Source organism: Kitasatospora sp. NPDC127111, from assembly GCF_042677465.1.
Classification (GTDB): domain Bacteria; phylum Actinomycetota; class Actinomycetes; order Streptomycetales; family Streptomycetaceae; genus Kitasatospora.
Window position 1 is genome coordinate 1 of sequence record NZ_JBHXTG010000070.1, and the last position, 26,615, is coordinate 26,615.

Annotated in this window: 27 protein-coding genes; 12 read left to right on the forward strand and 15 right to left on the reverse strand. The window is 74.4% G+C overall.

Annotation, left to right across the window (positions count from 1 at the left end; genetic code table 11):
* Positions 1-223: 223 nt before the first annotated feature.
* Positions 224-1,000, reverse strand: coding sequence for a hypothetical protein (locus tag ACFVHB_RS31630; protein ID WP_380329060.1), 777 nt, complete (start codon positions 998-1,000; stop codon positions 224-226).
* Between the two features lie 344 nt (positions 1,001-1,344).
* On the reverse strand, positions 1,345-2,301 hold the full coding sequence (locus ACFVHB_RS31635; RefSeq protein ID WP_380329122.1) for a hypothetical protein: 957 nt from the start codon (positions 2,299-2,301) through the stop codon (positions 1,345-1,347).
* A 192-nt stretch (positions 2,302-2,493) separates the two neighbouring features.
* Between ACFVHB_RS31635 and dapE the strand changes: the two genes are divergently transcribed.
* Together dapE and ACFVHB_RS31645 are read left to right on the forward strand one after the other, a co-directional pair.
* Positions 2,494-3,567 (forward strand): succinyl-diaminopimelate desuccinylase, encoded by a 1,074-nt coding sequence (dapE, locus tag ACFVHB_RS31640; RefSeq protein ID WP_380329062.1) that lies wholly within the window; start codon positions 2,494-2,496, stop codon positions 3,565-3,567.
* A gap of 121 nt (positions 3,568-3,688) precedes the next feature.
* Entirely contained in the window at positions 3,689-4,498 is an 810-nt protein-coding gene (locus ACFVHB_RS31645; RefSeq protein ID WP_380329064.1) for a TIGR00730 family Rossman fold protein, read from the forward strand.
* A 17-nt stretch (positions 4,499-4,515) separates the two neighbouring features.
* Here ACFVHB_RS31645 and folP read toward each other — a convergent pair whose 3' ends face one another.
* On the reverse strand, positions 4,516-5,328 hold the full coding sequence (folP, locus tag ACFVHB_RS31650; RefSeq protein WP_380329124.1) for a dihydropteroate synthase: 813 nt from the start codon (positions 5,326-5,328) through the stop codon (positions 4,516-4,518).
* A 139-nt stretch (positions 5,329-5,467) separates the two neighbouring features.
* Here folP and ACFVHB_RS31655 point away from each other — a divergent pair, with 139 nt between their 5' ends.
* Positions 5,468-5,905: a DivIVA domain-containing protein gene (locus ACFVHB_RS31655; RefSeq protein WP_380329066.1), complete on the forward strand. Its 438-nt coding sequence runs from the start codon at positions 5,468-5,470 to the stop codon at positions 5,903-5,905.
* Positions 5,902-6,513, forward strand: a complete 612-nt coding sequence (locus ACFVHB_RS31660) for a DNA-3-methyladenine glycosylase I (protein WP_380329068.1) — start codon at positions 5,902-5,904, stop codon at positions 6,511-6,513. Before ACFVHB_RS31655 ends, ACFVHB_RS31660 begins: the two co-directional genes overlap by 4 nt.
* 50 nt (positions 6,514-6,563) lie before the next feature.
* Here the strand turns inward: ACFVHB_RS31660 and ACFVHB_RS31665 are convergent, their stop codons facing one another.
* Complete coding sequence (locus ACFVHB_RS31665; RefSeq protein ID WP_380329069.1) at positions 6,564-7,364, reverse strand: enoyl-CoA hydratase-related protein; 801 nt, start codon at positions 7,362-7,364, stop codon at positions 6,564-6,566.
* A gap of 299 nt (positions 7,365-7,663) precedes the next feature.
* Here ACFVHB_RS31665 and ACFVHB_RS31670 point away from each other — a divergent pair, with 299 nt between their 5' ends.
* Positions 7,664-7,831, forward strand: a complete 168-nt coding sequence (locus ACFVHB_RS31670) for a DUF3117 domain-containing protein (protein ID WP_014137929.1) — start codon at positions 7,664-7,666, stop codon at positions 7,829-7,831.
* 188 nt (positions 7,832-8,019) lie between these two features.
* Here the strand turns inward: ACFVHB_RS31670 and ACFVHB_RS31675 are convergent, their stop codons facing one another.
* A complete protein-coding gene (locus ACFVHB_RS31675) occupies positions 8,020-8,652 on the reverse strand; it encodes an O-methyltransferase (RefSeq protein ID WP_380329126.1) in 633 nt (210 codons plus the stop codon).
* Positions 8,653-9,027: 375 nt separating this feature from the next.
* On the opposite strand from ACFVHB_RS31675, the gene sigE reads away from it, so the two are divergent.
* The 4 genes from sigE (at position 9,028) to ACFVHB_RS31695 (ending at position 12,366) form a co-directional block, all read left to right on the forward strand.
* A complete protein-coding gene (sigE, locus tag ACFVHB_RS31680) occupies positions 9,028-9,762 on the forward strand; it encodes an RNA polymerase sigma factor SigE (RefSeq protein WP_380329128.1) in 735 nt (244 codons plus the stop codon).
* Positions 9,759-10,826 (forward strand): anti-sigma factor family protein, encoded by a 1,068-nt coding sequence (locus ACFVHB_RS31685; RefSeq protein ID WP_380329070.1) that lies wholly within the window; start codon positions 9,759-9,761, stop codon positions 10,824-10,826. Before sigE ends, ACFVHB_RS31685 begins: the two co-directional genes overlap by 4 nt.
* Positions 10,827-10,952: 126 nt before the next feature.
* On the forward strand, positions 10,953-11,402 hold the full coding sequence (locus tag ACFVHB_RS31690; protein WP_380329072.1) for a sec-independent translocase: 450 nt from the start codon (positions 10,953-10,955) through the stop codon (positions 11,400-11,402).
* A 289-nt stretch (positions 11,403-11,691) separates the two neighbouring features.
* Entirely contained in the window at positions 11,692-12,366 is a 675-nt protein-coding gene (locus ACFVHB_RS31695) for a hypothetical protein (RefSeq protein ID WP_380329073.1), read from the forward strand.
* An 84-nt stretch (positions 12,367-12,450) separates the two neighbouring features.
* On the opposite strand, the gene ACFVHB_RS31700 is transcribed toward ACFVHB_RS31695, so the two are convergent.
* From ACFVHB_RS31700 to ACFVHB_RS31715, 4 genes are all read right to left on the reverse strand, one after another.
* On the reverse strand, positions 12,451-13,611 hold the full coding sequence (locus tag ACFVHB_RS31700; protein ID WP_380329075.1) for an Mrp/NBP35 family ATP-binding protein: 1,161 nt from the start codon (positions 13,609-13,611) through the stop codon (positions 12,451-12,453).
* Positions 13,612-13,667: 56 nt separating this feature from the next.
* Positions 13,668-14,252, reverse strand: coding sequence for a DUF1003 domain-containing protein (locus tag ACFVHB_RS31705; RefSeq protein WP_380329130.1), 585 nt, complete (start codon positions 14,250-14,252; stop codon positions 13,668-13,670).
* Positions 14,253-14,289: 37 nt separating this feature from the next.
* Positions 14,290-15,573 (reverse strand): magnesium transporter MgtE N-terminal domain-containing protein, encoded by a 1,284-nt coding sequence (locus ACFVHB_RS31710; protein WP_380329076.1) that lies wholly within the window; start codon positions 15,571-15,573, stop codon positions 14,290-14,292.
* A gap of 192 nt (positions 15,574-15,765) precedes the next feature.
* The gene (locus ACFVHB_RS31715) at positions 15,766-16,308 is read right to left on the reverse strand and encodes a hypothetical protein (protein WP_380329078.1); all 543 of its coding nucleotides are present in this window, start codon (positions 16,306-16,308) and stop codon (positions 15,766-15,768) included.
* 135 nt (positions 16,309-16,443) lie between these two features.
* Here ACFVHB_RS31715 and ACFVHB_RS31720 point away from each other — a divergent pair, with 135 nt between their 5' ends.
* Positions 16,444-17,427, forward strand: a complete 984-nt coding sequence (locus tag ACFVHB_RS31720; RefSeq protein WP_380329080.1) for a DMT family transporter — start codon at positions 16,444-16,446, stop codon at positions 17,425-17,427.
* A 43-nt stretch (positions 17,428-17,470) separates the two neighbouring features.
* Here the strand turns inward: ACFVHB_RS31720 and corA are convergent, their stop codons facing one another.
* Positions 17,471-18,595 (reverse strand): magnesium/cobalt transporter CorA, encoded by a 1,125-nt coding sequence (corA, locus tag ACFVHB_RS31725; RefSeq protein WP_360182068.1) that lies wholly within the window; start codon positions 18,593-18,595, stop codon positions 17,471-17,473.
* Positions 18,596-19,051: 456 nt separating this feature from the next.
* Here corA and ACFVHB_RS31730 point away from each other — a divergent pair, with 456 nt between their 5' ends.
* Positions 19,052-19,708: a suppressor of fused domain protein gene (locus ACFVHB_RS31730; RefSeq protein WP_380329082.1), complete on the forward strand. Its 657-nt coding sequence runs from the start codon at positions 19,052-19,054 to the stop codon at positions 19,706-19,708.
* A 134-nt stretch (positions 19,709-19,842) separates the two neighbouring features.
* On the opposite strand, the gene ACFVHB_RS31735 is transcribed toward ACFVHB_RS31730, so the two are convergent.
* The 5 genes from ACFVHB_RS31735 to ACFVHB_RS31755 all read right to left on the reverse strand — a co-directional run bounded on the left by ACFVHB_RS31735 (position 19,843) and on the right by ACFVHB_RS31755 (position 25,279).
* Positions 19,843-20,703: a PHP domain-containing protein gene (locus ACFVHB_RS31735; protein WP_380329084.1), complete on the reverse strand. Its 861-nt coding sequence runs from the start codon at positions 20,701-20,703 to the stop codon at positions 19,843-19,845.
* Between the two features lie 45 nt (positions 20,704-20,748).
* The gene (locus ACFVHB_RS31740; RefSeq protein WP_380329086.1) at positions 20,749-21,387 is read right to left on the reverse strand and encodes a DUF6758 family protein; all 639 of its coding nucleotides are present in this window, start codon (positions 21,385-21,387) and stop codon (positions 20,749-20,751) included.
* Positions 21,388-21,705: 318 nt separating this feature from the next.
* Entirely contained in the window at positions 21,706-21,852 is a 147-nt protein-coding gene (locus ACFVHB_RS31745; protein WP_380329087.1) for a hypothetical protein, read from the reverse strand.
* Positions 21,853-22,287: 435 nt separating this feature from the next.
* A complete protein-coding gene (locus ACFVHB_RS31750; protein ID WP_380329089.1) occupies positions 22,288-23,169 on the reverse strand; it encodes an alpha/beta fold hydrolase in 882 nt (293 codons plus the stop codon).
* Positions 23,170-23,338: 169 nt separating this feature from the next.
* On the reverse strand, positions 23,339-25,279 hold the full coding sequence (locus ACFVHB_RS31755; protein WP_380329132.1) for a DEAD/DEAH box helicase: 1,941 nt from the start codon (positions 25,277-25,279) through the stop codon (positions 23,339-23,341).
* A gap of 607 nt (positions 25,280-25,886) precedes the next feature.
* Here ACFVHB_RS31755 and ACFVHB_RS31760 point away from each other — a divergent pair.
* A complete protein-coding gene (locus ACFVHB_RS31760) occupies positions 25,887-26,615 on the forward strand; it encodes a ferritin-like fold-containing protein (RefSeq protein WP_380329091.1) in 729 nt (242 codons plus the stop codon).

The following is a 26,615-nucleotide window of genomic DNA, read 5'->3' on the forward strand; positions in this document are numbered from 1 at the left end:
AGCTTCACAGGCCCCTGAGCCGTCCGGTCCTCACGGATCTCGAAGTCCAATGCATCCCCTGAACTGGGGTGTTGCAACGACTCCTAGAACGCAAGGGACGGACACCGGCCCTTCGCCGTACTGCTCCGGAGCTTGCCCGGCGGCGCTGCTTGGGGCCGCTGCTTGGGGGTGCTGCTGAGGGGTGCTGCCGCTGAGCCGGGTGCTGCTCCGGGGCCGCGGTGGGTCAGCCGATCGGCAGGCCGCCGAGGCCGCCGCCGCCGACGCCGTTGAGCAGACCGGTGATCGGGGAGAGGCCGGACAGCGGGGAGTTCGGGCCCAGGTCGGCGCCGCCGAGGCGGTTGGCCGAGCCGTGCTCGGCCAGGCCCAGCACGTCGGCACCGGGCAGCGCGGAGGTGGCCTCGGCCGGCAGCGCGCGGCTGACCGCCCCGAGCGGGAGCGCGTCGGTGACGGCGTTCGCGCCGGGGACGGCGCCGGCGAGCGAACCGGCGCCGGGCAGGTTCTGGGTCAGGCCCGCGGTCTGGGAGAGGCCGCCGACCGGGTTGGCGGCGGCGCCCGCGCTGCGGCCGGTCGCGCCGTGGCCGCCGGTGACGGCCTCGCCGAGCTTGTCGGCCAGCGTGGCGGCGACCTTCGGGGTGATGGTGGAGAGCTGGCCGGTGGTGGCCGCGGTCTTGTCGACCGGGGCGGTCAGCGAGCCGGCCTTCTCGTTCGCCTCGGGGAGCTGGTGGGCGACGATGTTGCCGGTGGCGTCGGCGGTGGCCGGGACGCCCGCGGCGACGGTGGCCGCTCCGGTGCCCCCGGCGGCCTGACCCAGCTCGTGGGTGGTGTGCTGCAGGGTCGAGCCCGCGTCGGTGTTGGTCAGCTGGCCCAGCGGGGCGGCCAGGTCGGACTTGGGCAGCAGGGCGTCTGCGGCGGACGCGGAGCCGGCCGCGACCAGCGGGGTCGCGCCGGCCGCCACGAGCAGCGCGGCCTGGGCGATCCGGCGCGTGAGGGGGTGAGACATGGGGCTCCTCGAAGGGTCTGGGTCCGTCCCGTCCGCCGGGCGGACGAGGGTATTACCGCTCCAGGAGCCAGAAGGTTTCGGCCGGGGCGAGGAAAAGGACCGGCCGACGATCTGATCGTATGTTCGGTGCCGGGCCGGGTCGGCCGCCCCGGCCGCGGGGCGGAGGTCCCGTGCGCCAAGGGAGAGACGGTTCTGCAACCCGGCCCGCCGCAACGTCCGCCCCGTCCACCGGAGTTGACAGCAACCACCCGTTCGGCGGCCACCCGGACACCAGTGCGTCAACACGACGCGCACCGCCGGAGCGGGCGTTCGCGCAGGCCCGCGCGGCCCGCGGCCGGGCGCGTTCAGGACTTGGCGAGCGAGACCAGCACCAGCTTGGTGGAGGTGCCGGTCGGCTGCGGCTTCCAGCCGTCCTCGGACTTGGCCTTGCGCCAGATCTTCCCGTCGTAGGCGACCGTCTCGATGCCCAGCTGCTGGGCCTGGGTCACCGCCCAGTGCGCCACCGCCCAGCCGTTCTGCCGCTCGGCGTCCGGCCCGGCGTCGGTGCTGGCGGTCGGGTCCGGGGTGAGCGAGACGGCGTTCTCGGCGCCCTTGACCGACGAGTTGTACCCGGGGGCGGGCGTCACCGTGCGGCCGAACTCGCGGCGCACCCGGTCGCCCAGCACCTGCGTCCGGTCCGGCTTGGCGGCCGGGGAGGCGGAGGGCGTCGCGGGGGCGGAGGCCTGGTCGGTCGCCGCCGCCGAGGCGGCCGCGTCGTCGCTCTCCGGCGCGGCGAAGTCGTGCACCACGCAGGTGAGCGAGGCCGGCTCGCGGCCGGCCAGGGCGGAGGCCAGCAGCGTCGCCTTGGTCTCGTGCTTGGCGTACGCCTGCGGGTAGCCGCTCTTCTGGACCTGCTGGGCGGCGTCGGTCAGCGGCAGCCGGGTGTAGCCGGGCACCTTGACCAGGCCGTCCAGGAACTTGTTGGTCGCGTAGACCGGGTCCATGATCTGCTGCACCGTGCCCCAGCCCTGCGAGGGCCGCTGCTGGAACAGGCCGATCGAGTCCCGGTCGCCGCCGGCCAGGTTGCGGATCTTGGACTCCTGCATCGCCGTCGCCAGCGAGATGGTCACCGCCCGGTCCGGCAGGCCGCGGGCGTGCGCCACGGCGGCGATCGTCGCCGCGTTGGCCGCCTGCGGGATCTCCAGGGTGCCCTCGCCGGCCGGGGTCTTCACCGAGCAGCCCTCGGGGGTCAGCAGCTTCTGGTCGCGCAGCCAGAACAGGCCCACGGCGACCACCGCGAGCACCAGCAGCCCGATCAGCACCAGGCGCAACGGCCTACGGCGCCGCCTGGGCGCCGCGTCGCCGCCCTGCCCGCCGCTCTTCCTCCTGCCGGCCACCGCCGCCCCTCTCCACCGTGATCCTGCCCCGACACCGTACCCACTCGGACGGATGTGCGGCGCCCACGGTTCTCGGATTCCCCGCCGCCGGGCCCGCCCCGACTAGGCTTTTCCACCATGAGCAGCCCGAACACGCCCCTGGACCTCACTCTCGACGGCGGCGCGCTGACCGCCCGGCTCGTCGACTTCCCGTCGGTCAGCGGCGACGAGCAGGCGCTCGCCGACGCCGTGGAGGCCGCCCTGCGCGGCTACCCCCACCTCACCGTGGACCGGCACGGCAACAACGTGGTCGCCCGGACCGACCTCGGCCGGGCCGAGCGCGTCCTGCTCGCCGGCCACCTGGACACCGTGCCGATCGCCGACAACCTGCCGTCCTACGTCGAGGGCGACCTGCTCTACGGCTGCGGCACCTCGGACATGAAGTCCGGCGTGGCCGTCCAGCTCCGGCTGGCCGCCACCCTGCCCGAGCCCAACCGGGACCTCACCTTCGTCTTCTACGACTGCGAGGAGGTGGAGGCCCACCGCAACGGCCTCGGCCACCTCGCCGCGGAGCACCCGGACTGGCTGGCCGCCGACTTCGCGGTGCTGATGGAGCCCAGCGGGGCCACCGTCGAGGGCGGCTGCCAGGGCACCCTGCGGGTGCAGGTCCGGCTCACCGGGGTGCGCGCCCACGCGGCCCGCAGCTGGCTCGGCGACAACGCCATCCACCGCGCCGCCGAGGTGCTCACCCGGCTCGCGACGTACCGGCCGCGCCGGGTGGAGATCGACGGCCTGGAGTACCGCGAGGGCCTCAACGCGGTGCGCGTCGACGGCGGCGTGGCCGGCAACGTCATCCCGGACGAGTGCGTGGTGACGGTCAACTTCCGCTACGCGCCCGACCGCAGCGAGGCGGACGCGGAGAAGCACGTCCGCGAGGTCTTCGACGGCTTCGAGGTGACCGTCACCGACTCCGCCCCGGGCGCCCTGCCCGGCCTCGACCGGCCCGCCGCACGGGCCTTCCTGGCCGCGACCGGCGGCGTCGCCCGGGCCAAGTTCGGCTGGACGGACGTCGCCCGGTTCAGCGCCTTCGGCGTGCCCGCGGTCAACTACGGCCCCGGCGACCCGAACCTCGCGCACAAGCGGGACGAGCACTGCTCGCTCACCGCGATCGCCGAGACCGAGGCGCGGCTGCGCGCCTGGCTGACCGACTGACTCCGGCGGGACGCCGCGGCGGGGCGGCCGGGGGAGGAGGGGCTGAACGCCATCTTCCGGTCGCCCAGCCGACCTTTCGCCGTTGCCCGTAAACGGGGATCAACGGGCGTAGGGTTTCGTCATGACAGGCACTGGAGACGAAAAGCACTACGGTCACGGTCCCGAGCGGGTGGGCGAGCCGCGCCCGAAGAAGGCCTGGCCCGAGAAGCAGAAGGGCCCGGTGCTGGTGCGCCGGGACCAGGTCGGCGAGAGCACGACGGACCAGCGCCTGCTGGACACCACCGGCCCGACCGACTGGCTGCACACGGACCCGTGGCGGGTCCTGCGGATCACCTCCGAATTCGTCGAGGGCTTCGGCGCACTCGCCGAACTCCCGCCCGCGATCAGCGTCTTCGGATCCGCCCGGACCCCGGTCGACTCGCCCGAGTACGCGGCCGGCGTGGCCATCGGCCGGGCGCTGGCCGAGGCCGGCTACGCGGTGATCACCGGCGGCGGCCCGGGCGCCATGGAGGCGGCCAACCGCGGCGCCTCGGACGCCGGGGGCCTGAGCGTCGGCCTCGGCATCGAGCTGCCCTTCGAGCAGGGGCTCAACGAGTTCGTCGACCTCGGGCTGAACTTCCGTTACTTCTTCGTCCGCAAGACGATGTTCGTGAAGTACGCCCAGGGCTTCGTCGTGCTGCCCGGCGGCCTCGGCACGCTGGACGAGCTCTTCGAGGCGCTCACCCTGGTGCAGACGAAGAAGGTCACCCGCTTCCCGGTGATCCTCTTCGGCAGCGAGTACTGGGGCGGTCTGGTCGACTGGCTGAAGAACACCCTGGTCGCGCAGGGCAAGGCGGCCCCGCACGACCTGGAGCTGTTCCACATCACCGACGAGATCGACGAGGTCATGAAGATCCTCGCCGACGCCCGCCGTCCGGTGGACGAGATCTAGGACCGGCGGGCGCCGGTTCAGGCCAGCCCCCGGCGGGCCACCGCCGGGGGGCGGGTGCCCCGGATCGAGGCGACCATGTCCAGCACCTGCCGGGTCTCGGCGACCTGGTGGACCCGGTAGACCCGCGCGCCGAGCCAGGCCGAGACGGCCGTGGTCGCCAGGGTGCCGAGCAGCCGCTCGTCCACCGGCTTGTCCAGCGTCTCGCCGACGAAGTCCTTGTTGGAGAGCGAGACCAGCACCGGGAACCCGGTCGCGGTCATCTCCGGCAGCCGCCGGGTCGCCTCCAGCGAGTGCCGGGTGTTCTTGCCGAAGTCGTGTCCCGGGTCGATGATCACCGCGTCCCGCCGCACGCCCAGCCCCACCGCCCGCTCGGCCAGCCCGACGGTCACCCGCAGGATGTCCGCCATCACGTCCTCGTACCCGACCCGGTGCGGCCGGGTGCGCGGCTCGGCGCCGCCCGCGTGGGTGCAGACCAGGCCGACGTCGTGCCGTGCGGCCACCTCGGCGAGCTTCGGGTCCACCCCGCCCCAGGCGTCGTTCAGCAGATCCGCGCCGGCCTCGCAGACCGCCTCGCCGACCTCGTGCCGCCAGGTGTCCACGCTGATCACGGCCTCCGGGTGGCGCTTGCGCAGCTCCGCCACGAACGGGACGGTGCGCCGCAGCTCCTCCTCGACGGTGACCTCGTCGCCCGGCCCGGCCTTCACCCCGCCGATGTCGAGGATCGCGGCGCCCTCGGCCATCGCGCGGTCGGCGGCGGCGAACGCGGCCTCGTCGGCGAAGGTGGCACCCTTGTCGAAGAACGAGTCCGGGGTCCGGTTGACGATCGCCATGATCACCAGCTCGTCGTCACCGAATTCCCGTGGTCCCAGGCGCAGTGCCACCGATGTCTCCTCCACAGCTGCCGCGGGTGCGATGATGGCCCCCGGTCTCTCGGGAACCATGATCCCACCAGGACGGAGGCCGGCCGGGATGTCGGGAGGACAGCACGTGTTCTGGGTGATCGTGGTGGCCATGGCCGTGGTGGTCGGCGGCGCCGCGCTGGTGGCGCTGGGCGGGGGCGGCTCGCTGCCGGAGGCGGTTCAGGACCGGATCGCCGCACGGCTGCCGCAGGACCGGCCGCTGAGCCAGGACGACGTCGACGGCATCCGGCTGCCGATGGCCGTCCGCGGCTACCGGATGGACGAGGTGGACGACGTCCTCGACCGGCTGGGCGCGGAACTCGCCTACCGGGACGCGCGGATCGCCGAGCTGGAGGCCGCCGCCGCGCTGCGCGGCGCGATCGAGGCCGGCGACGGCCCGGCCGCCGGCGCCGAACCGCTGCCCGGCCTGGAGGAGTTCGCCAAGGTGGTCGAGCCCGCGAACCTCACCAAGCGGCCCGAGGACGCGAAGCCGGCGGCGGACCAATGAGCGCGAACGGCGCCGTGGTCGGCCCGGACGGCCTGCTCCGCTGCGGCTGGGGCGACTCCACGGACGACTACCGGGTCTACCACGACACCGAGTGGGGCCGTCCGGTGCGCGGCGACGACGCGCTGTTCGAGCGGGTCTGCCTGGAGGCCTTCCAGTCCGGGCTGTCCTGGCTCACCATCCTGCGCCGCCGTGAGGGCTTCCGGTCCGCGTTCGCCGGCTTCAAGATCGCCGAGGTCGCCGAGTTCGGCCCCGCGGACGTCGAGCGGCTGCTCGGCGACGCCGGCATCATCCGCAACCGCGCCAAGATCGAGGCCGCCATCGCCAACGCCAGGGTCGCCCGTGACCTCGACGGCGGCCTGGACGCGCTGATCTGGCAGCACGCCGGCGACCCGGACCGGCCGGCCCCCCGCAGCCTGGACGAGGTACCGGCCGTCACGCCCGAGTCGACGGCGCTGGCGAAGGCGCTCAAGAAGGCGGGCTTCCGCTTCGTCGGCCCGACCACCGCCTACGCGCTGATGCAGGCCTGCGGCCTGGTGGACGACCACCTGGCGGACTGCCACGTCCGCGCCGCCCTCGCCGAGGCCCGGAAGGGCCCCGGGCGGGCGTAGGGCCGCCGGGGGCAGCCGGGGGAGCCGGGGTAGCCCCGGCGGTTTCATACCTAGCGGCCGAGGTACTTCGGCTTCTCCTTGGCGATGAACGCGCGGACCGCGATCCGGTGGTCCTCGCTGCCGCCCGCCAGCGTCTGCAGCTCGTCCTCCTTGTCGAGCAGCTCGTCCAGCGAGTGCGAGGCGCCGTACGCCAGCGACTCCTTGATGGCGCCGTACGCCACCGTCGGGCCCTCGGCCAGCTCCTTGGCGAAGACCCGCGCGGTGGCGGCCAGCTCGGCGAGCGGGACCACCTTGGTGGCCAGGCCCAGCTCCATCGCCTCGGTCGCCTTCACGGTGCGCGGCAGCATCAGCAGCTCGGTCGCCTTGGCGTGCCCGACCAGCCGCGGCAGCGTCCAGGAGGCGCCCGAGTCGGCGGTCAGCGCGATCCCGGCGAACGCGGTGTTGAAGCCGGCGGTGTCCGCGATGATCCGGAAGTCGCAGGCGAAGGCCAGCGAGGCGCCCGCGCCCGCGGCCACGCCGCCGACCGCCGCCACCGTCGGCTTGCGCATCCCGGCCAGCGCCCGCAGCAGCGGGTTGTAGTGCTCGGCGACGGTCTTCAGCGCGCCCTCACCGGTCTCCTCGGCCTGCTTGAGCAGGCCCAGGTGCTCCTTGAGGTCCTGTCCGACGCAGAAGGCCCGCTCCCCGGCCCCGGTCAGCAGCACGGCCCGCACGGCCGGGTCCTCGGCCGCGGCGACCACGGTGTCGCGCAGGGCGACCTTGGTCGCGGTGTCCAGGGCGTTCATCGCCTCCGGGCGGTTGATGGTGATGACGGCCAGGCCGCCGTCCAGCTCGTACAGCACGGAATCGGACATGGGCGAGGGGCTCCCTTGGGTGATCGTCACGGGTCGGTCGTGTGTCAGGATGCCGGAGCGCACGGCCGGGTGGGGAGTGTGAGGTATCGCACCTTCCGGTGGCGTACGCACCTGCGCCGCGCCGGGGCTTATGGCGGTAAATGTGCCGGTTGGGGCCGGTCCGGCCCTGGTTGCACCGAGAGTGATGTTGGTCATCAGGCCGTGGCATGCGGGATAATGGCTTCCGATCAATGCGTTCGATACCGGCGGTGGACGGACTGCCGGTGCGTAGCTGAGCGGTTGCAGGAAGGGGAACGAGCATGGCGGCCATGAAGCCGCGGACGGGTGACGGCCCGCTCGAAGTCACCAAAGAGGGGCGGGGCATCATCATGCGCGTTCCGCTCGAAGGCGGCGGACGCCTCGTGGTGGAGCTCACGCCTGACGAGGCCGACGCCCTCGGCGAGGCCCTGAAGAAGGCCTGCGGCTGACCGCAGCGGGTGCTCGCCATCTCCTGGAGATGTGCTGCCGGGCCCGGGTACGACGATCTCGTCGACCCGGGCTCTGTGGTTCCCGGAGTCCGTGGTTCCCGGCCCTGTGCTTGCCGGGCCCTGTTGCTTCCCGGGCCCTTTGTTTCCCGGGGCGGCCCCGGGCCCGCCCGCTACCGCCTCGGGCCGCTCTACCGCTTCACGGCGCAGAGCAGCCCGTCCGAGACCGGCAGCAGGGCCGGCAGCAGCGCCTCGCTCTCCCGGACGTCCCGGACCAGGTCGCGCACCGCGTGCGTCTGCGGGTCCTGCAGCTCCGGCTCGGCCAGCCGGCCCTCCTGGAAGACGCCCTCGAAGCAGACCATCCCGCCCGGCCGCAGCAGCCGCAGCGACTCCGCCAGGTACTCCCGGGACTCCGCCGGATCCCCGTCGCAGAACACCAGGTCGTACTGGCCGTCCGCGAGCCGGGGCAGCACCTCCAGGGCCCGCCCCGGTATGAACCGCGACCGGTTGGCCGCGAACCCGGCCGCCTGGTACGCCTCCCGGGCCAGCTGCTGGCGCACCGGCTCGGAGTCCACCGTGGTGAGCACGCCGTCCGGCCGCATCCCGCGCAGCAGGTAGACCCCGGAGACGCCCGTCCCGGTGCCGATCTCGGCCACCGCCTTGGCGTCCAGCGCCGCCGCGAGCAGGCGCAGGCAGGCCCCGCCGCTCGGTCCGATCGCCTTGATGCCGGTCCGCGCGGACTGTGCCCGGGCGTAGGTCAGCACCGCGTCCTCGCCGACGTAGGTGTCGGCGAGGGCCGCGCGCGCGGGCCCGAACTCGCTGATGGCTGCCTCTTTCGGAGCCCCGGGCGGCGGCCCGGTGCGGAGCGGATGTCGAAGCGGATGTCGATATTTCCTGCCACAGATTACTGGCCGACCGGGAACCGCGTACGGCGGCGGGCCGTTGGGTGGAGCAGGGACCGGGTGAGCCGGTGCCCCCGGGCCGGTGGTCCGGGCCCGGTGCGTCCGGGCCGGGCCCGCGAGGGCCTGACGTACGGGGCTTGACGGCCCCGGCACTTTTATCCGGGCTTGACGGGTGAGGTGGATATGGTGGTGGCCCTGCTGGGCAGAAGAGCCGACCGAGGAGGTGTGGCCGAGGGCGACGTCCCTGTGCGGCGGCACATCCGCGGCACCACGTCGGCCCGTACGCCGAAGCCCGTGATGAACCAGCCTGCGCACTCCCCCCTGGACCTGCCGGCCGCCGAGACGCCGGCCGCCGGTACCACCGAGGCCCCCGCCGCCCTCGCGAGCTTCGCCGAGGGTCCCGACGCGCAGACCTGGACTCCGCCCACCTGGGAGGAGATCGTCGAGGCCCACAGCGCCCGCGTCTACCGCCTCGCCTACCGCCTGACGGGCAACCAGCACGACGCCGAGGACCTCACCCAGGAGGTCTTCGTCCGGGTGTTCCGCTCGCTGTCCACCTACACCCCCGGCACGTTCGAGGGCTGGCTGCACCGGATCACCACCAACCTCTTCCTGGACATGGTCCGCCGCCGCCAGCGGATCCGCTTCGACGCGCTCGGCGACGACGCGGCCGAGCGCCTGGCCAGCCGTGAGCCCAGCCCGGCCCAGGTCTTCAGCGACACCCACTTCGACGCCGACGTCCAGCAGGCGCTGGACACCCTCGCCCCGGAGTTCCGCGCCGCCGTGGTGCTCTGCGACATCGAGGGCCTCTCCTACGAGGAGATCGCGGCCACGCTCGGCGTCAAGCTCGGCACCGTCCGCAGCCGGATCCACCGCGGCCGCTCGCACCTGCGCGCCGCGCTCAAGCACCGCGCGCCCGGCGCGGCCCCCGGCCGCGAGCGCCGGGGCGGCTCCGAGGAGCCGGTGCCGGTCGGCGCCGTCGTCGGCGAGGCCACGGGCGCGCCCGGCGGGCGCGGACGGAGGCGATCGTGAGCGGAACCGGCCGGTCAGGGCCGGGCCGGCCGGACGCGGCCGGCAAGGCCGCCGCCCGCCGAAGCGGCTGGCCCCAGCTGGGCCGCCGCGGCCAGGACGGGCCCGACGTGCCCCTGCCGCCCGCCGCCGCCCTGCCGGGCGAGCCGGGGCTGCGCGCGGTCGCGGTCCGGCCCACCGAACCCGCCGCCGAGGAGCACCACCTCGGGGAGCGGCTCTCCGCCTTCGTCGACGGCGAACTCGGCCACGACTCGCGCGACCGCGTCCAGGCCCACCTGGCGACCTGTCCGCAGTGCCTCGCGGAAGCCGACGAGGGCCGCGCCGTCAAGCACCTGCTGACCCGCACCGACACCCCCGGCCCGTCCTCGGCGCTGATGGCCCGGCTGATGGCCGTGGGCGCCCTGCCGGACGAGCTCCCGGAGGAGCGGCCCCGGGCGGCGGACCGGCCGCGCCGGGACGACGACGACCTGCCCGGCGGCGGCCTCCCCGCCGCCGGGGGCACGCTCGGCGGCAGCCGGCTGAACGGCGGCTCCTTCGGCCGCGGCGCCGGCGCCTCCTTCGGCGCGGGCGCGCTCGGCGCCGACGCGCCGGTGCCGGGCATCGACCCGCGGGCCTTCGGGCGCGGCGGCTCGGTGCTGCGCCCGCTGATGGGCCGGCGGTCCGGCCGTCCCGAGGCCGCCGTCCGGCCGGAGCCGGCCGCGGCCGCTCCCGCCGCTCCCGCTCCCGCCGTCGCCCGGCAGGCCCCGCCGCGCGGGCGCCGCTTCGTGTTCGCCGCCGCCGGGGCCTTCTCGGTGGCCGCGGTGACGCTGGGCGGGGTCGGCGGTTTCGCCGCGCAGAGCGAGGAGCAGCACGGTACGTCGGTCAGCCCGGTGGGCAACACCGGACGCGGCGGCGGGCTGGTCCCGATGAACGCGCAGGTCCCGGTCGACTTCCCGGTCCGCCCGGTGGCCGCCACCCGCAGCGAGGCCCCGCCGCAGTCGCTGCCGGACCGCGCCGTACCGGATCGTGCGGTCCCGGACCGCGTGCCGAGCTCCGGCCTGGCCGGGCTGCACCACGAGACCCGGTAGCGCACTCCGGCCGCTCCGGCCACGGCCATCGGCAGGTCTTCACCACGGCTTCATCACATCGTGGGGCCGGGACCGGCCGGTGGCCATTACGCTGTAGGAACCGGTCCGACGAGCTAGGGAGCACAGGTGTTCAGCGACGTAGGCGGGCTGGAGGTGCTGACCCTGGTCATCATGGCCATCGTGATCTTCGGTCCGGACAAGCTGCCGAAGCTGATCCAGGACTCCATGGGCTTCATCCGGAAGATCCGGTCCTTCGCCGACAACGCGAAGGAGGACATCCGCAGCGAGCTCGGCCCGGAGTTCAAGGACTTCGAGTTCGAGGACCTCCACCCGAAGACCTTCGTCCGCAAGCAGCTGATGGGCGGCCAGGAGGACCCGCTGGGCCTCAAGGAGATGCGGGACGGCCTGGACATCCGCTCGGTGCTGGACGACAAGCCCGCCACTCCGGTGAACGGCCACGGCCGCACCGGCACGGTCAGCATGGACAAGTCCGCCGCGGCGGCCGCGGCGACCGCCTCCGCGGGCACACCGCTGCAGCCCGGCGAGCGCCCCCCGTTCGACCCTGACGCGACGTGACGCGCTAACCCGCTCCGTCGCTCCGTCGCTCCCCCGCTCCTCCCGCCCGGCACCGGTGCGCCGTTCGGCTCGGGGCGGGAAACGCACTCACCCGACGACGCCACCGCCCCGCCCGGCCGCCCGGCTGAGCGGGGCGGCGGCGTTCACGCCGCTATTGTGCTGATTGTCCCGCTGTGCCGTCTGTCACTTCCGGCCCCTTCTTGGGCCGAAGACGCCCGGCGGAGACGCCGCGGTACGCCACCATGGGAGCGCGCTGCGGCAGGCAAACGTGCGTTGAGGAGGCCCGGGGATGGACGCGACGAGTCATGCGGTGGGGACGGCCACGGCCGGTGGCCGGGTGGTCGGCGGTCAGGCCGGCCCGGCGGACCCGCTGGTGCCCTACCTGTCCGCGGACTTCCCCTGGTACGGCCTGGACGACGGCTGGACCGGCCGCCGCTACCTGATGCAGGCCGGCGCCGGAGGCCCGCGCACCGGCGCGCCCGGCAGCGTCGACTACGGCACCCTCGGCCACGGCGAGGAGCCGGCCCGCCAGTACGAGCCGCGCGACATGCGTCGGTTCGCCGTCGTCGTCACCGTCGCCCGCCGGGACAGCCGCCGCAGCGCCGACAACACCGGCACCCTGGAGGCGACCTCCGCCTCCTCCGCCGCCTGGCTGGCCGGCTCCGGCCTGCTCGCGGCCACCTGGCCCGGTCAGCTCGACCGCACGCTGCGCCAGGACTGGCTGGACCAGCAGTCGTCCCTCGCCTGGGACCTCGCCGACGACCTGGCCGGCCCCGGCTGGTCCACCCTCAGCCTCCCGGTCAACGGCCTCCCGCAGCCCTTCCGCTACCGCGAGTCCGAGTACGGCTGGGTCCTCGCCGGCGAGGCCCCCGGCGTCCTCCTCGGCGCCTACGGCCGCGGCGTCAGCGCCTACGGAACCGGCTTCTCCACCGTCCCCGACCTCACCGCCTACACCCGCCCGTAACGCCCCCGTGCCCCGCGCCCCGGGCACACGAAAGGGGCCGGACGCAGCGCGCGCCCGGCCCCTCTCGAGTGCCCGTGGGGCCGATCAGAACTTGTTCTTCGGCGTCAGGCCGAGGGAGAGGCCGGAGAGGCCGCGCTGGCGGCCGCCGAGCTTGCCGGCGACGGCGCGCAGGGCGGCGCCGGCCGGGGAGTCGGGGGCGGCCAGGACGACCGGGCGGCCGTCGTCGCCGCCCTCGCGCAGGCGGACGTCGATCGGGATCGAGCCGAGGACCGGGACGGTGGCGCCGACGGTCCGGGTGAGCGCGTCGGCGACGGTCTGGCCGCCGCCGGTGCCGAACACGTCGATCATCTCGTCGCAGTGCGGGCAGGGCATGCCGGACATGTTCTCGATCACGCCGACGATCTTCTGGTGGGTCTGCACCGCGATGGTGCCGGCCCGCTCGGCCACCTCGGCGGCGGCCATCTGCGGGGTGGTGACGATCAGGATCTCCGCGTTGGGGATCAGCTGGGCCACCGAGATCGCGATGTCGCCGGTGCCGGGCGGCAGGTCCAGCAGCAGGACGTCGAGGTCGCCCCACCAGACGTCGGCGAGGAACTGCTGCAGCGCGCGGTGCAGCATCGGGCCGCGCCAGACCACCGGGGCGTTGCCCGGGGTGAACATGCCGATCGAGATGACCTTCACGCCGTTCGCCTGCGGCGGCATGATCATGTCCTGGACCTGGGTGGGCCGGCCCTCGACGCCCAGCATCCGCGGCACGCTGTGGCCGTAGATGTCGGCGTCGACCACGGCCACCTTCAGGCCGTCCGCGGCCATCGCGGCGGCGAGGTTGACCGTCACCGAGGACTTGCCGACGCCGCCCTTGCCGGAGGCGACCGCGTAGACGCGGGTCAGCGTGCCGGGCTTGGCGAACGGGATCTCCCGCTCGGGCGCGCCGCCGCGCAGCAGCTGGGAGAGCTCCTTGCGCTGCTCGTCGCTCATCACGTCGAGCTCGACCTCGACACCGGTGACGCCCGGCACCCGGCCGACCGCTTCGCGGACCCGGGTGACGATGGTGTCGCGCATCGGGCAGCCGGAGACGGTCAGGTAGACCGCGACGCTGACGGCCCCGCCCTCGGCGATCTCGACCGATTTCACCATGCCGATCTCGGTGATCGGGCGGTTGATCTCCGGGTCGTTGACGGTCGCGAGCGCCTGGCGTACGGACTCCTCCGTGACGCCGGCCGCGACCTCTGTCTCGTTGGCCATGCCTTGATGGTACGGCGCCGGGCGTACCACTTGACTCGCCGGTAGCGTGCCGCCGGTCACAGCACGTCGGAGGTCTCCCGGCGCTCGTCGATCTCCTTGAGCAGCGACTGGAGTTCGGAGCGGATGAAGTCCCGGGTGGCGACCTCGCCCAGGCCGTGGCGCAGCGACGCGACCTCGCGGGTGAGGTACTCGGTGTCGGCGATGTTCCGGTCGCTGCGGGCCCGGTCCTGCTCCATGTTGACCCGGTCCCGGTTGTCCTGCCGGTTCTGCGCCAGCAGGATCAGCGGCGCCGCGTACGAGGCCTGGAGCGAGAGCATCAGGGTGAGGAAGATGAATGGGTAGTCGTCGAAGTGGACGGCGTCCGGCAGCAGGGTGTTCCAGCCGACCCAGACGATGACCACCACCGTCATCCAGACGATGAACCGCCCGGTGCCGAGGAAGCGGGCGATCCGTTCGGAGAGCTTGCCGAAGGCCTCCGGGTCGTAGGTCGGCAGGGTGATCAGGCCGGGGCGGGCGGTGCGCGGCTGGTCCAGCCGGGCGCGGGCGGGGCCGGCGCCGGCGGGCTCGGCGCGCCGGTCGCGGCCGCCCTCGCGGGCGCGCAGTTCGCGCAACCGGCGCAGCTCCCGCAGCTCGCCCTGCAGCCGCTGGCGGGGGGACTCGTCCCGGCGGCCCTTGCGGTCAGCGTCCACCGGTCACCTCTCTCTCCTCGGCCGGCCCGTGCAGGGCGGCCTCGCGCCAGTCCTCGGGCAGCAGGTGGTCGAGCACGTCGTCCACGGTGACCGCGCCGACCAGGTGGTCGGCCTCGTCGACCACGGGGGCGGCGACCATGTTGTACGTCGCCAGGTAGCTGGTGATCAGCGGCAGCGGGGTGTCCGGCGGCAGCGGGTCGAGGTCGTCGTCCACCAGCGAGCCGACCAGGGTGTACGGGGGCTCGCGGAGCAGCCGCTGGAAGTGCACGATGCCCAGGTACTTGCCGGTGGGGGTCTCGTTCGGCGGGCGGCAGACGAAGACCTGCGCGGCCAGCGCCGGCTTGTTGTCGGCGACCCGGACCCGGGCGAGCGCCTCGGCGACGGTGGAGTCGGGCTCCAGCACGATCGGCTCGGTGGTCATCAGACCGCCGGCGGTGTTCTCCTCGTACGTCAGCAGGCGGCGGACGGGCTCGGCCTCGTCCGGCTCCATCAGCTGGAGCAGCCGTTCGGCCTCGTCGCCGGGGAGTTCGGAGAGCAGGTCGGCGGCGTCGTCCGGGTCCATCGCCTCCAGGACGTCGGCGGCCCGTTCGTCCTTCAGCTTGCCGATGATCTCGACCTGGTCGTCCTCGGGCAGCTCCTCCAGCACGTCGGCGAGCCGCTCGTCGTCCAGCGCGGCGGCCACCTCGGCGCGCCGCTTGGAGGACAGGTGGTGCATGACGTTGGCGAGGTCGGCGGGGCGCAGCTGGTCGAAGGTGGCGAGCAGGTTGGCGGCGCCCTGGTCCTCCTCGGTGACGGAGAAGCCGGTGACGTCCTTCCAGTCCAGGGTGAGCGTCTCGCCCTTGGCCTTGCGCAGCCGGCCGACCCGGCCGACCTGGACGAAGACCTTGCTGATCTCCCACTCGCGCAGCCGGGTCTGCACCATCGCCACGTCCAGGACGGTGACCTCCTGGCCGGTCTTGCTCCAGGTGACGGTGCGGTCGAGCAGTTCGCCGAGGACGAGGGTCTCGGACGGGCGCTGCTCGAAGCGGCGCATGTTGATCACGCCGGTGGTGAGCACCTGGCCGGACTCCAGGCTGGTGACCCGGGTCATCGGGAGGAAGATCCGGCGGCGGCCGATCACCTCGACCACCAGTCCGAGCACCCGGGGCGGGCGTCCGCCGAGGCGCAGCGAGACCACCACGTCGCGGACCCGGCCGACCTGGTCGCCGTTCGGGTCGAAGACGGCGACGCCGGAGAGGTGCGAGATGAAGACCCGGCTGCCTGGCCCTGCCATGGACTCCCTCGCCTAGCTAGACGCCCTCACGGGCGCGCGGGAGCGGCCCCGGGGCCAAGGCTACCCGGGCACCCGGGGCCCGGCCCGGCGAGCCGTGGCCGGCCGGGGGCGGGGGAGGGAAGGGTGACCTGCGGGGGAGTCGGCACGGGACGTCGGCCGGGCCGACTTTCCGCGCGGGGAGGCGGGCCGGGCTCAGCCCTTGCGGCGCTTGAGCAGCAGCTTGGGGAGGCCGGCCGGGATCGGCATCCGGGTGGTGGCGGTGGTGGGCATCGGGGCGGTGGCGTGCGAGGCGTCCGGCATCGCCCCCGGGCGCTCGGTCAGCCCGGCGGGCTCCAGGCGCAGCACCCGGCACTCGCGGGCCCAGCGGTCGGCGATGGTGTCGGTGTCGGGCGCGTTCAGCCGCTTGCCCTTGAGCTCCTCGACCGCGCCGAGCCAGGCCTCGCTGCCCGGCGCCAGCTCGGAGACCCGGGCCGGCCAGCCGGTCAGCCGGCCGCCCTTGTCCTTGCTGCGGACGGTCACCACCGCGCCGGCCCCGGCGGCCAGCCCGTGCAGCGGCTGCTCGCCGCCGTCGCCGACCACCACCACGGCGCCGTCGTACCAGGCGTGCCAGAGCGCCCGGCTGTGCTCCTGGCCGTCCGCCCGGACCCAGAGCAGTCCGGACTTCTTCGCGGCCTCCTCCACCAGGGCCTGGTCGAGGAAGTCGTCGGCGGTGGCGGTGGCGGGCGTACGGTCCATGGCCGACAGCGTAGCCCCAGGCCCGGTTCCGGGCGTCCAGCGGATGTCTCACCCGTCGGGCGACAGTGCCGTGGGGGCCGCACGGGCCTTACCGTAGGAGCCGCCCACACCCTCACCCCGAGCCAGAGGAGCGCCGTGCCCGCCGCCCGGCCCGAGTCAGCCTCCGCCACTCCAGCCTCCGCCGCCCCCGGCACCGGCATCGCCGGCACCGCCACCCCCGGCACCGGCATCGCGACCGGGCCGGTCCCCGGGCACCCGCTGCCCAAGCTCGACCTGCTGCTGCTCGCCGTCTCCGTCTCCGGCATCTCGCTCTCCGCGCCGCTGATCAGCGCCACCGCCGCCCCGGCGCTGGCGATCGCGTTCTGGCGCAACGTCATGTCGGTCGGCGTGCTCGGCCCCTACGCGCTGCTGCGCCACCGCGCCGAGCTGCGCGGGATCGGCCGCCGGGCGCTGCTGCTGGCGGCGGCGGCCGGGGCGCTGCTCGCCGTGCACTTCGCGCTCTGGATGCCCAGCCTGCGGATGACCTCGGTGGCCTCGGCGACGGCGCTGGTGACCACCACCCCGCTCTGGACCATCCTGCTGATGCGGCTGTTCGGGGTGCGGGCGCCCCGGCTGGTCTGGATCGGCATGACGGTGGCCTTCGCGGGCGTGCTGGTGCTGACCGGGGTCGACCTGACGCTCTCCCCGCGCGCGCTGCTCGGCGACGCGCTGGCCCTCGGCGCCGGGCTCGCGGCGGCCGGGTACATGCTGCTCGGCGCCGAGGTCCGCAAGACCGTCAGCACCACGGCGTACACCCTGGTCTGCTACGCCACCACGGCGGTGGTGCTGCTGGTGATCTGCCTGGCCGCCGGTACGCCGATGAGCGGCTGGCCGGCCGGGGTCTGGTGGCAGATCGTGCTGCTGATGGTCACCGCCCAGCTGCTCGGGCACTCGCTCAGCAACCGGGTGGTGCGCACCCTCGGCCCGTCCGTCACCTCGACCGCGATCCTGCTGGAGACCCCCGGGGCCGCGCTGATCGCCGCGCTCTGGCTCGGCCAGTGGCCCCCGGTGGCCGCCTACCCGGCGGTGGTGCTGATCCTGCTCGGCCTGGTCCTGGTCGCCCGCGGCGGGCGCCGGTAGCGGCGGGCACCGCCCGGGCGGTGCCCCTGCGGCCGCTACGGCCCTACAGCCAGCCGTTGCGGCGGAAGCCGCGGTACATGCCGATGCAGATCAGCACCACGCTGCCGAGCACCATCGGATAGCCGTACTTGTGGTGCAGCTCGGGCATGTAGTCGAAGTTCATGCCGTAGACGCCGGTGATCATGGTGGGCACGGCGAAGATCGCCGCCCAGGCGGTGATCTTGCGCATGTCCTCGTTCTGCGCCACCGAGACCTGCGCCAGGTTGGCCTGGAGCAGCGAGTTGAGCAGTTCGTCGAAGCCGTGCACCTGCTCGGTGACCCGGGCGAGGTGGTCGGCGACGTCGCGGAAGTACTTCTGGATGTCCGGGTCGACCAGCCGCTGCAGCGGTTCGGAGAGCTGCTGCATGGGGCGCAGCAGCGGCGCCACCGCCCGCTTGAACTCCAGCACCTCGCGCTTGAGCTGGTAGACCCGGCCGACGTCGGTGCCCCGGCCGCCCTTGTTGGAGAAGACGTCGAACTCGATCTCGTCGACGTCGGTCTGCAGCCGGTCGGCGACCAGCAGGTAGTTGTCCACCACGTGGTCGGCGATCGCGTGCAGCACCGCGGACGGGCCCTTGGCGAGCAGCCCGGTGCCGTCCGCGTCGGCCTCCAGCCGGTGCCGCAGCTCCTGCAGCGAGCTGTGCCCGCCGTGCCGGACGGTGATCACGAAGTCCCGCCCGGCGAACACCATCAGCTCGCCGGTCTCGACCACCTCGCTGGTCGGGGTGAGCTGGTCGTGCTCGACGTAGCGGATCGTCTTGAAGACGGCGAACAGCACGTCGTCGTACCGCTCGACCTTGGGCCGCTGGTGCGCGTGCACGGCGTCCTCGACGGCCAGCGGGTGCAGGCCGAAGCGCTGGGCGATGCCCTCGAACTCGGCCTCGGTCGGCTCGTGGAGCCCGATCCAGCTGAACGATCCCGCGCCGTCCGGCAGTTGCTGCGAGGCCTTGACGCGGCGGACCGCCTCGCGTGGGCTGCAGCTGTCGCCGTTCCGCTTGCCGTGCTGGTAGACCGCGCAGTCCACCACCGCCGAGGTGGACGCGCCCGGGTGGATCGAGTCGTACAGGCCGGCCGCCGAGCGGCGGCGGTTGGTGCGGACGGCGGCGCGCAGGCTGTTGATCATCGACATGGCAGGCTCCCTGGGGCAGGAGCCGCCGCACGGCGGCGCGGTGACGGCTGGCCGTGGTGCGACGGCGGAGGAACACCGGTGGAAGGGCGGCTGCGGTCGGTCCTCGGCCTTGCTGGGGCGCGCAATGGAACGACCGGACGCCGGTGAATGTGCTCTCCCGGGCCGGACCGGCACTGCCTCGGTCGTCTCGGCGGACGCGGCGCGATCAGCTACCGGTGGTGCTGTTTCAGCCTGCGTGGCGAGGGGTACGGGGAAGGCGTCCGGGCCGGGTAGAGCTGCCGGTACTGCATGGTCGGCTGGTATCCACCGCAACCACCTCCTTCACGCCGCTGCCCCGGAGAGAAGCATCCCCGGTGGCCAGTCGCTCACACTAACATCTGACCGGCCATCGCCGCTGCGGCCTTACCGTGACGCTGGTGACAGCCGCGCCGGTGCGCCGGGGTTACGCTCACCGGCATGGCGCACGACTTCCCGCTCTTCGGCGACCCGACGGATCCGCACGGCGGCCCCCACGACCCCTCCGGCCTCTCGCGCGAGGCGGTGCTGGCCGCCGTCGAGGCCCGGCTGCTGACCACCTTCGGCGAACCGAGCGGCCGCGCCGCGGTCACCTTCCTCGGCGCGGACCGGATCGAGGTGCTGCGCTTCGGCCCGGACGCCGACGGCCTGGTCCGCTACGCCACGCTCGGGATGTCCGCCGCGCCGATGGCCGACCCCACCGCGATGGTCGCCGACCAGGTCCGCGGTCCGCGCGCCGAACTGGTCCTGACGATCCGTGGGGGCCGCGACAGCGTGCTCCGGACGCTGGCCACCTTCGCCGCGACCCCGCAGGTGGAGGGCCTGGTGGTGGCCCCCGGCGGCTCGCTGGACCTCGGCTCCCCGCTCTGGGACGGCGCCCCGTTCACCTCGGTGCTGGCCGCCGAACCGGGCGGCCTGGTGCCCGACCTGGAGCTGGACGAACCGGCCGACCCGGTCCGCTTCCTGCCGCTGCTGCCGATGACACCCAACGAGGCCGGCTGGAAGCGGGTGCACGGCGCGGCCGCGCTGGAGGAGCGCTGGCTCAAGCACGGGACCGACCTGCGCGACCCCGACCGCCGTGCGGTGCCGCTGGACTGACGGCGGGTCGGAGCCCGGGCGGCGCGGGTCCGGAGCCCGGGCGGCCCGGCCCGGGTCGAGCGGGTGACGGCCCCCGGTGCCGGCGCGCACCACGCCGCCCGCTCCCGCACCCCGGCGTGCGCGCCGGGGCCGTCCTACCCCCCGAGCGGCTTCGCGCCGGTCGCCTGGGCCACCAGCGCCTCGTAGACGGCGGGATCGGTGGTGTGCTCGCCGAGCCGGACGGTCTTTCGGCCGCCGTGGTAGTCGCTGGACCCGGTGGTCAGCAGGCCGAGTTCGGCGGCCAGCCCGCGCAGGTGCGCCCGGGTCGGCTCGTCGTGGTCGACGTGGTCCACCTCCAGCGCCGCCAGCCCGGCCGCCGCGAGGTCCGCGATCACCTGGTCGGACACGGTCCGCCCGCGCTTGACCGCACCCGGGTGCGCGAAGACCGGCACCCCGCCGGCCGCCCGGACCAGCCGGACCGCCTCGATCGGGTCGGTCTCGTGCTTGCGGACGTCCGCCCGCCCGCCGTTGGCCAGCCACTCCGGGGTGAACGCGTCCGAGACGGTGGCCACCACGCCGGCCTCGACCAGCGCGCTGGCGATGTGCGGCCGCCCGACCGAGCCCGCGCCCGCGATCCGCTCGACCTGCTCCCAGCTGATCTCCGCGCCCAGCTCCCGGCAGCGTTCGACGATCGCCCGTCCGCGCCGGAACCGGTCGGTGCGCACCAGCTCGCGCTCCCGCGCGAAGGCCGGCTCGGCCGGGTCGAACAGGTAGGCCAGCAGGTGCATGCTGATGCCCTCCACCACGCAGGAGAGCTCGGCGCCCGGGACGAGGGCCAGCCGGCTGCCGGCCGGCAGCGCGTGCACCGCCTCGGCGGCCTCCGCGTGGCCGGCCACCGTGTCGTGGTCGGTGAGCGCCACCACGTCCAGGCCCGCGGCGACCGCCGCCGCGACCAGCTCGGCGGGGCTGTCGGTGCCGTCGGACGCGTTGCTGTGGGCGTGCAGGTCGATGCGCACGGGGGTGGGCTCCTGGGGTGGGCGGCGGGTGCCGCCCAGGATAGGTCAGCCGAGCAGGCGGGGGGAGAGCGCGCCGCAGGGCAGCAGGTCCAGCTCGGCGCCGGCCTCGCGCAGGTCGGTGAGCACCAGTTCGTCGTACATCACCAGCGCGGACTGCTCGGGCCAGGCCACCGCCCAGAGCCAGAGGCCGCGGGCCTCGCCGACGAAGACCGCGCGGTCGGCCGGCGCGTCCGGGACGTGGAACATCGGGGTGGGCCGCCCGGCCGCCATCAGCTTGGCGTCGGCGGGCTTGTAGAGGGCGACCGACTCGCCCGGGTCCGGACCGGCCAGCCCCGCGTACCGGGCGCCGAGCCCGACGCCGAGCTCCTCGGCGACCAGCACCAGCTCCCCGAAGCCGCCGAGCGGCGCGGGGCCGGAACAGGCCACGGCGGTGGCCCGGGCGCCCGAGACGTCGTCACCGACGTGGGCGATGCCGGTGTAGAGCCAGCCGACCGGGAGCGGCCAGGGCAGCCAGACGGGGACCTGCGAACGGGCGACGGCGACGCCGAGCGCCTCGACGCTCGGGGGCAGCACCGGCTGCATCGGGTGCACGGCTCCGTGCCGGTCGCACTGCCAGGTGTCTGAGAACAGACCGGGGGCGCGGACCCGACCGGCGCACCTCGGGCAGCTTGGCTCGCCCCTCATAGCCGACAACGCTCCTCCCTCCGGACCGCCGCGTCAAGGACGATCACCCGTACGGAGGGCTCGGCGGCACCTGTCGGTGGCGGGTGCCCGTCCGGCGCGGGGTAGGCGTGGTACGGGCGGCTCCCGGTAGGGGATGTCCAGCGGCGGGCGGCGGCAAACGTCGGCCCCGGTGGCCTGCGGCGGGCCCGGACGCACTGACGCCCCGTCATCGTCGGATCGCGGTGACGGGGCGTCAGTCGGGTATCGGAACGTCGGGATCGGACGCTCCCGGGTCGTCGGCGGCGGGTGAGGGCTCCCGGTCGGAGGCGCCGCGCTGGGTCAGACGGCCGGGCACGGGCGGATGAGCAGGCGCTCGCCGGTGCGGGCGGCGTCCTGGACGAGCTCGCGGACGGTCTCGGCGTCGGCGATCAGGCGGTCGGTGGCGGTGCCGTGGGCGTCGTCCAGTCGGAGGATCTCGAAGCGCATGGGCGTCTCCTGTTCCTGCCCCGGCTGGCGGGGCGGTCGTGGCTGAGTCGGTATCAGCCCTTTCGGGGTCTGTCGTGCCGAACGGTCGGCGGTCTGCTGCGGCAAAGGGCTCCCCCCTGCTTGCCGGGGACTCCTGGTCCCTCGTGAACCACTCTGTCGTGGTGCTGCTACCGGGCCGTTGCCCGTCCGTAACGTCCTGGTTTCGGCCGATTCATGCCGACGTCGATGTCGCCGTCGCGATGAGGCTGGCGATGTTTCCCGGACAGAATCAAATATTACCGCAACTAACGAATTTTGTCCTGTGCGCAACCGAATCGGGGTGCGGACAGGGGTCGCCGGGCGTGCGGACAGGGGGTGCCGGCGTGCGGGTAGGGGGTGCCGCGTGAGGAGCAGGGGTGCGGGCGTCCGCCGGGCCTGTCAGGTTCTTCGGGTCCGTCAGGCCCAGAAGTCCACGAGGGCCTTCGCGGTGGCGGCCGGCTGCTCGGCGTTGGGGGAGTGGCCGGCGTCCTCGATCACCGCGCGGCGGGCGCCCAGGCGCTCGGCCATCCCGGACTGCTCGGGCACCGGCCAGGCGTAGTCGCGGACGCCGGAGAGCACCAGGGCGGGCAGCTCGGCGGCCTTCGCGGCCGCGGCCAGCTCGTCCACCCGGTCGGGCGCGGCGATCAGGTGCCCGCCCGTGGTGATGAGCGCCTGCGGCACGTTCGCCAGCCAGCGGCGGTGCAGGAACTCCGTGACCTCGGGCGCCGGACGCCGCGTCGGGTCTCCGGAACCCTCCTCCATCTGCTGGAGCACCTGCCAGATCTCCTCCAGGCTCATCGTCGGCAGCACCGAGATCAGCAGCTTGGTGCGCTCCGCCTCGCCCGGCTCGATCGCGCCCGGCCCGGTGGACATCAGGGTCAGCGAGCGCCAGGGCAGCGGACCCTCCGCGGCGGCCGCCAGGACGGCCTCCCGGACCACCTGGCCGCCGAAGGAGTGGCCCAGCAGGTGCAGCGGCACCCCGTCGTCGGCGAGCACCGCGGAGAGCGCCCGGACGTCCGCGCCGAGCGCGTCGACGGCGTAGGCGGCGGGGTCGTCCGTGCCGCCGGTCTCGTACTGGCCGCGCTGGTCGACCGCGGTCACCCGGTAGCCGGCCGCCGCGAGCGGCTCCAGCAGCGCGATGAAGTCCTCCTTGCTGCCGGTGAACCCGGGCACCAGCAGCGCCGAGCCGCGCAGCGCGCCCGCCGGTTCGGCCCGCAGCGCGGCGAACTCCCCGCGCGCGGTCGTCAGTCGCAGCGCCCGTGCGCAACCGGGGAGGGTGAGGAACGGCGGCGTGCTCATGGGCGGATCTCCTGGGACTCCGGGCGGACGGTACTCCGGGCGGACGGCTGCACCGATGGGGGGTGACCGGCCGGTAACCCCGAGCGTAGCGGGGCGGGCACGCCGGAGGGGGCGGCCCCGTCCCGACGTGCGGGACCGGACCGCCCCCTCCGGGCGGTGCCTGCGGCGCTCAGCTCTCCGGCGTCGCCTCGGGGGCGGCGGCCGGGCGACGGGTCCGGGTCCGCTTGCGCGGCGCCGGGGCCTCGGCGGGGGCCGCGGGCGCGGCGGTGGCCTCGGCGGTCGGCTCGGTCTTCGGCTCGGCCTTCGCCTTGGCCCGGCTGCGGGTGCGGCGGGCCGGCTTCTCCTCGGCGACGGCGGCGTCGGCTGCCGGCACGGCGGCCTCGGCGACCGCGGCCGGAGCCTCGGCCACCGCGGCGACGGCGGTCTCGCCGGCCGCGGTGCTGCGCGGACGGCGACGGCGGCGGCGCGGAGCCCCGGCCTCGCCCTCGGCGGCCTCGACGGCCGGGGCCGCCGGAGCCTCGACCGCGGTGGCGGCCTCGGCGGGCGCCTCGGTCACCGTCCCGGCCGCGACCGCGCTGCCGCCACGGGTGCGGCGGCGCTCACGGGTGCGGCGGGCCGGCTTCTCCTCGGTGGTGGTCTCGGCGGCGGGCTTGCCGGCGGCACCGCGCGCACCGCCGCGGCCACGGCCGCCGGCCGAGCGCGAACCGCGCCCGCCGGTCTCGCCGAGGTCCTCGACCTCCTCCGCGCCCAGACCGGCCCGGGTCCGCTCCGACCGCGGCAGCACACCGGTGGTGCCCTTGGCGATCTTCAGCAGCTCGTACAGGTGCGCCGAGGTGGAGTAGGTCTCCTCCGGCTCGTTGAACGGCAGGTCCAGCGCCTTGTTGATCAGCTGCCAGCGCGGGATGTCGTCCCAGTCGACCAGCGTCACGGCGGTGCCGGACGCGCCGGCCCGGCCGGTGCGGCCGATCCGGTGCAGGTAGGTCTTCTCGTCCTCGGGGCACTGGTAGTTGATGACGTGCGTGACGCCCTCGACGTCGATGCCGCGGGCGGCGACGTCGGTGCAGACCAGCACGTCGACCTTGCCGTTGCGGAACGCGCGCAGCGCCTGCTCGCGGGCGCCCTGGCCGAGGTCGCCGTGGACCGCGCCGGCCGCGAAGCCGCGCTGGGTCAGCTGGTCGGAGACGTCGGCGGCGGTGCGCTTGGTGCGGCAGAAGATCATCGCCAGCCCGCGGCCCTCGGCCTGCAGGATGCGCGAGACGACCTCGACCTTGTCCAGCGAGTGCGCGCGGAAGATGTGCTGCTCGATGTTGGCGACGGTCGTGCCGGTGTCGTCCGGCGCGGCGGCCCGGATGTGGGTCGGCTGGTTCATGTAGCGGCGGGCGAGGTTGATCACCTGGCCCGGCATGGTCGCCGAGAACAGCAGGGTCTGCCGCTTGGCCGGCAGCATGGTGAGGATCTTCTCGACGTCCGGCAGGAAGCCGAGGTCGAGCATCTCGTCGGCCTCGTCCAGGACCAGCGCGCGGACCTGGGACAGGTTGAGCTTCTTCTGCCCGGCCAGGTCGAGCAGGCGGCCCGGGGTGCCGACCACGATGTCGACGCCCTTCTTCAGGGCCTCGACCTGCGGCTCGTACGCCCGGCCGCCGTAGACGGCGAGCACGCGCACGTCGCGGACCTTGCCGGCGGTCTGCAGGTCGTTGGTGACCTGGGTGCAGAGCTCGCGGGTCGGGACGACGATCAGCGCCTGCGGGAAGTCGGAGAGCTGGTCCTCGGTGGCGCGGCCGGCGTCGACGTCGGCGCGGACGACCACCCGCTCGATCAGCGGGAGACCGAAGCCGAGCGTCTTGCCGGTGCCGGTCTTGGCCTGGCCGATGACGTCGTGGCCGGTCAGCGCGACCGGGAGGGTCATCTCCTGGATGGGGAAGGGGTGGACGATGCCGACGGACTCCAGGGCCTCGGCGGTCTCCGGGAGGATCCCCAGCTCCCGGAAGGTGGTCTTGGTGGGTTCAGCGGTGGTGGACAGGGTGCTGCCTCTTCCGTGTGGAGGGGCCGAGAGCGAGCGGCGGGCGGGCAGCCGCGCGGCTGCGTACGGGCCTGGACGGCCCTGATACAGCTGCGCGGACGCACAACCGCGCCGGTCCCTGCGGCCGGCCGGTGGTTCGCGCGGCCCGGTGAGGGGCGCGTCGCCGGCGGCGTCGGGGAGGATTCCCGTGAGGGACCTGCGCGGGACCTGCGCCGGGCTGGCGCGGTCTCGGCGGCCCTCGCTCGGCCACTGATGCGGTGCCAAGGCTTGAAGTCCAAGCCATGGTCGGAGCCGATCGGCTCTCCGACCGGGCATCCGCGTACGTGAGTACCCGGCTTCCGGTACGGGCACGTCCTGACGGACGGCGCCGCTGCGGAGCGGGCTTGCCCGGCGCACCGAGACGGCGGTGACACCGTGCGAGCACTACGGGTCTCCCTACCACCATACAGTCACGCGACGACTCGAACACGTGACGCGTGCGACATCGCTGCTCGGAGGGCCTGCGGGGCGCCTGCGGCGGGCCTGCGGGGGGCCGGTGGCGACCTTCTCGACCGCGCCGGGCCGGGGTGGTGGGGGTGGGGTGTGAGGCGTGCCCGGCGTCGCTGCTCGGAGGGCCCGCGGGGGCCGGGCGGCGCTGGGGCGGGCTCGGCGGCACCGTGCGTGTGCGGGAGGGCGGGCGGGACTAAGGTGGCAGGTCATGGAGACCCATGCTGAGACGCAGGACGACGCGGCAGGCTCGATCGGCGACTGGGCGAGCTGCTCGGCCGACCCCGGGTACCGGGCGGCCGTGCTGGACCTGCTCGGCGCCCTCGCCTACGGCGAGCTGAGCGCCTTCGAGCGCCTCGCCGAGGACGCCAAGCTCGCGCCGGACCTCGCCGACAAGGCCGCGCTGGCCCGGATGGCCTCCGCCGAGTTCCAGCACTACCAGCGGCTGCACGACCGTCTCGCCGAGGTCGGCGCGGACCCGCAGGAGGCGATGCGGCCGTTCGTCGAGCCGCTGGAGCTGTTCCACCGGATGACCGCGCCCTCGGACTGGCTGGAGGGCCTGGTCAAGGCGTACGTCGGCGACGCGATCGCGACCGACTTCTACCGCGAGGTGGCCGTCCGCCTGGACGACGACACCCGCGACCTGGTCCTCGGCGTCATGTCGGACACCGGGCACGCCCAGTTCGCCGTCGACAAGGTGCGGCAGGCGATCGAGGCCGACCCGCGCGCGGGCGGCCGGCTGGCGCTCTGGGGCCGGCGGCTGATGGGCGAGGCGCTGAGCCAGGCCCAGCGGGTGGTGGCCGAGCGGGACGCGCTCTCCAACCTGCTGGTCGGCGGCGTCCGGGTGCAGGGCTTCGACCTGGTCGAGGTCGGCAAGATGTTCAACCGGATCACCGAGGCGCACACCAAGCGGATGGCCGCGCTGGGTCTCGCCTCGTAG

Bases quoted from the DNA above. Each gene is read 5' to 3' on its own strand.
- ACFVHB_RS31645 (WP_380329064.1), top strand. From the start codon at position 3,689: ATGACAGGCACTGGAGACGAAAAGCACTACGGTCACGGTCCCGAGCGG.
- ACFVHB_RS31660 (WP_380329068.1), top strand. From the start codon at position 5,902: ATGAGCGCGAACGGCGCCGTGGTCGGCCCGGACGGCCTGCTCCGCTGC.
- ACFVHB_RS31745 (WP_380329087.1), bottom strand. From the start codon at position 21,852: ATGCGCTTCGAGATCCTCCGACTGGACGACGCCCACGGCACCGCCACC.
- ACFVHB_RS31750 (WP_380329089.1), bottom strand. From the start codon at position 23,169: ATGAGCACGCCGCCGTTCCTCACCCTCCCCGGTTGCGCACGGGCGCTG.
- ACFVHB_RS31740 (WP_380329086.1), bottom strand. From the start codon at position 21,387: ATGAGGGGCGAGCCAAGCTGCCCGAGGTGCGCCGGTCGGGTCCGCGCC.
- ACFVHB_RS31655 (WP_380329066.1), top strand. From the start codon at position 5,468: ATGTCGGGAGGACAGCACGTGTTCTGGGTGATCGTGGTGGCCATGGCC.
- ACFVHB_RS31695 (WP_380329073.1), top strand. From the start codon at position 11,692: ATGGACGCGACGAGTCATGCGGTGGGGACGGCCACGGCCGGTGGCCGG.
- ACFVHB_RS31715 (WP_380329078.1), bottom strand. From the start codon at position 16,308: ATGGACCGTACGCCCGCCACCGCCACCGCCGACGACTTCCTCGACCAG.
- ACFVHB_RS31670 (WP_014137929.1), top strand. From the start codon at position 7,664: ATGGCGGCCATGAAGCCGCGGACGGGTGACGGCCCGCTCGAAGTCACC.
- ACFVHB_RS31630 (WP_380329060.1), bottom strand. From the start codon at position 1,000: ATGTCTCACCCCCTCACGCGCCGGATCGCCCAGGCCGCGCTGCTCGTG.
- sigE (WP_380329128.1), top strand. From the start codon at position 9,028: ATGAACCAGCCTGCGCACTCCCCCCTGGACCTGCCGGCCGCCGAGACG.
- corA (WP_360182068.1), bottom strand. From the start codon at position 18,595: ATGTCGATGATCAACAGCCTGCGCGCCGCCGTCCGCACCAACCGCCGC.
- ACFVHB_RS31665 (WP_380329069.1), bottom strand. From the start codon at position 7,364: ATGTCCGATTCCGTGCTGTACGAGCTGGACGGCGGCCTGGCCGTCATC.
- ACFVHB_RS31730 (WP_380329082.1), top strand. From the start codon at position 19,052: ATGGCGCACGACTTCCCGCTCTTCGGCGACCCGACGGATCCGCACGGC.
- ACFVHB_RS31710 (WP_380329076.1), bottom strand. From the start codon at position 15,573: ATGGCAGGGCCAGGCAGCCGGGTCTTCATCTCGCACCTCTCCGGCGTC.
- ACFVHB_RS31700 (WP_380329075.1), bottom strand. From the start codon at position 13,611: ATGGCCAACGAGACAGAGGTCGCGGCCGGCGTCACGGAGGAGTCCGTA.
- dapE (WP_380329062.1), top strand. From the start codon at position 2,494: ATGAGCAGCCCGAACACGCCCCTGGACCTCACTCTCGACGGCGGCGCG.
- ACFVHB_RS31760 (WP_380329091.1), top strand. From the start codon at position 25,887: ATGGAGACCCATGCTGAGACGCAGGACGACGCGGCAGGCTCGATCGGC.
- folP (WP_380329124.1), bottom strand. From the start codon at position 5,328: ATGGCGATCGTCAACCGGACCCCGGACTCGTTCTTCGACAAGGGTGCC.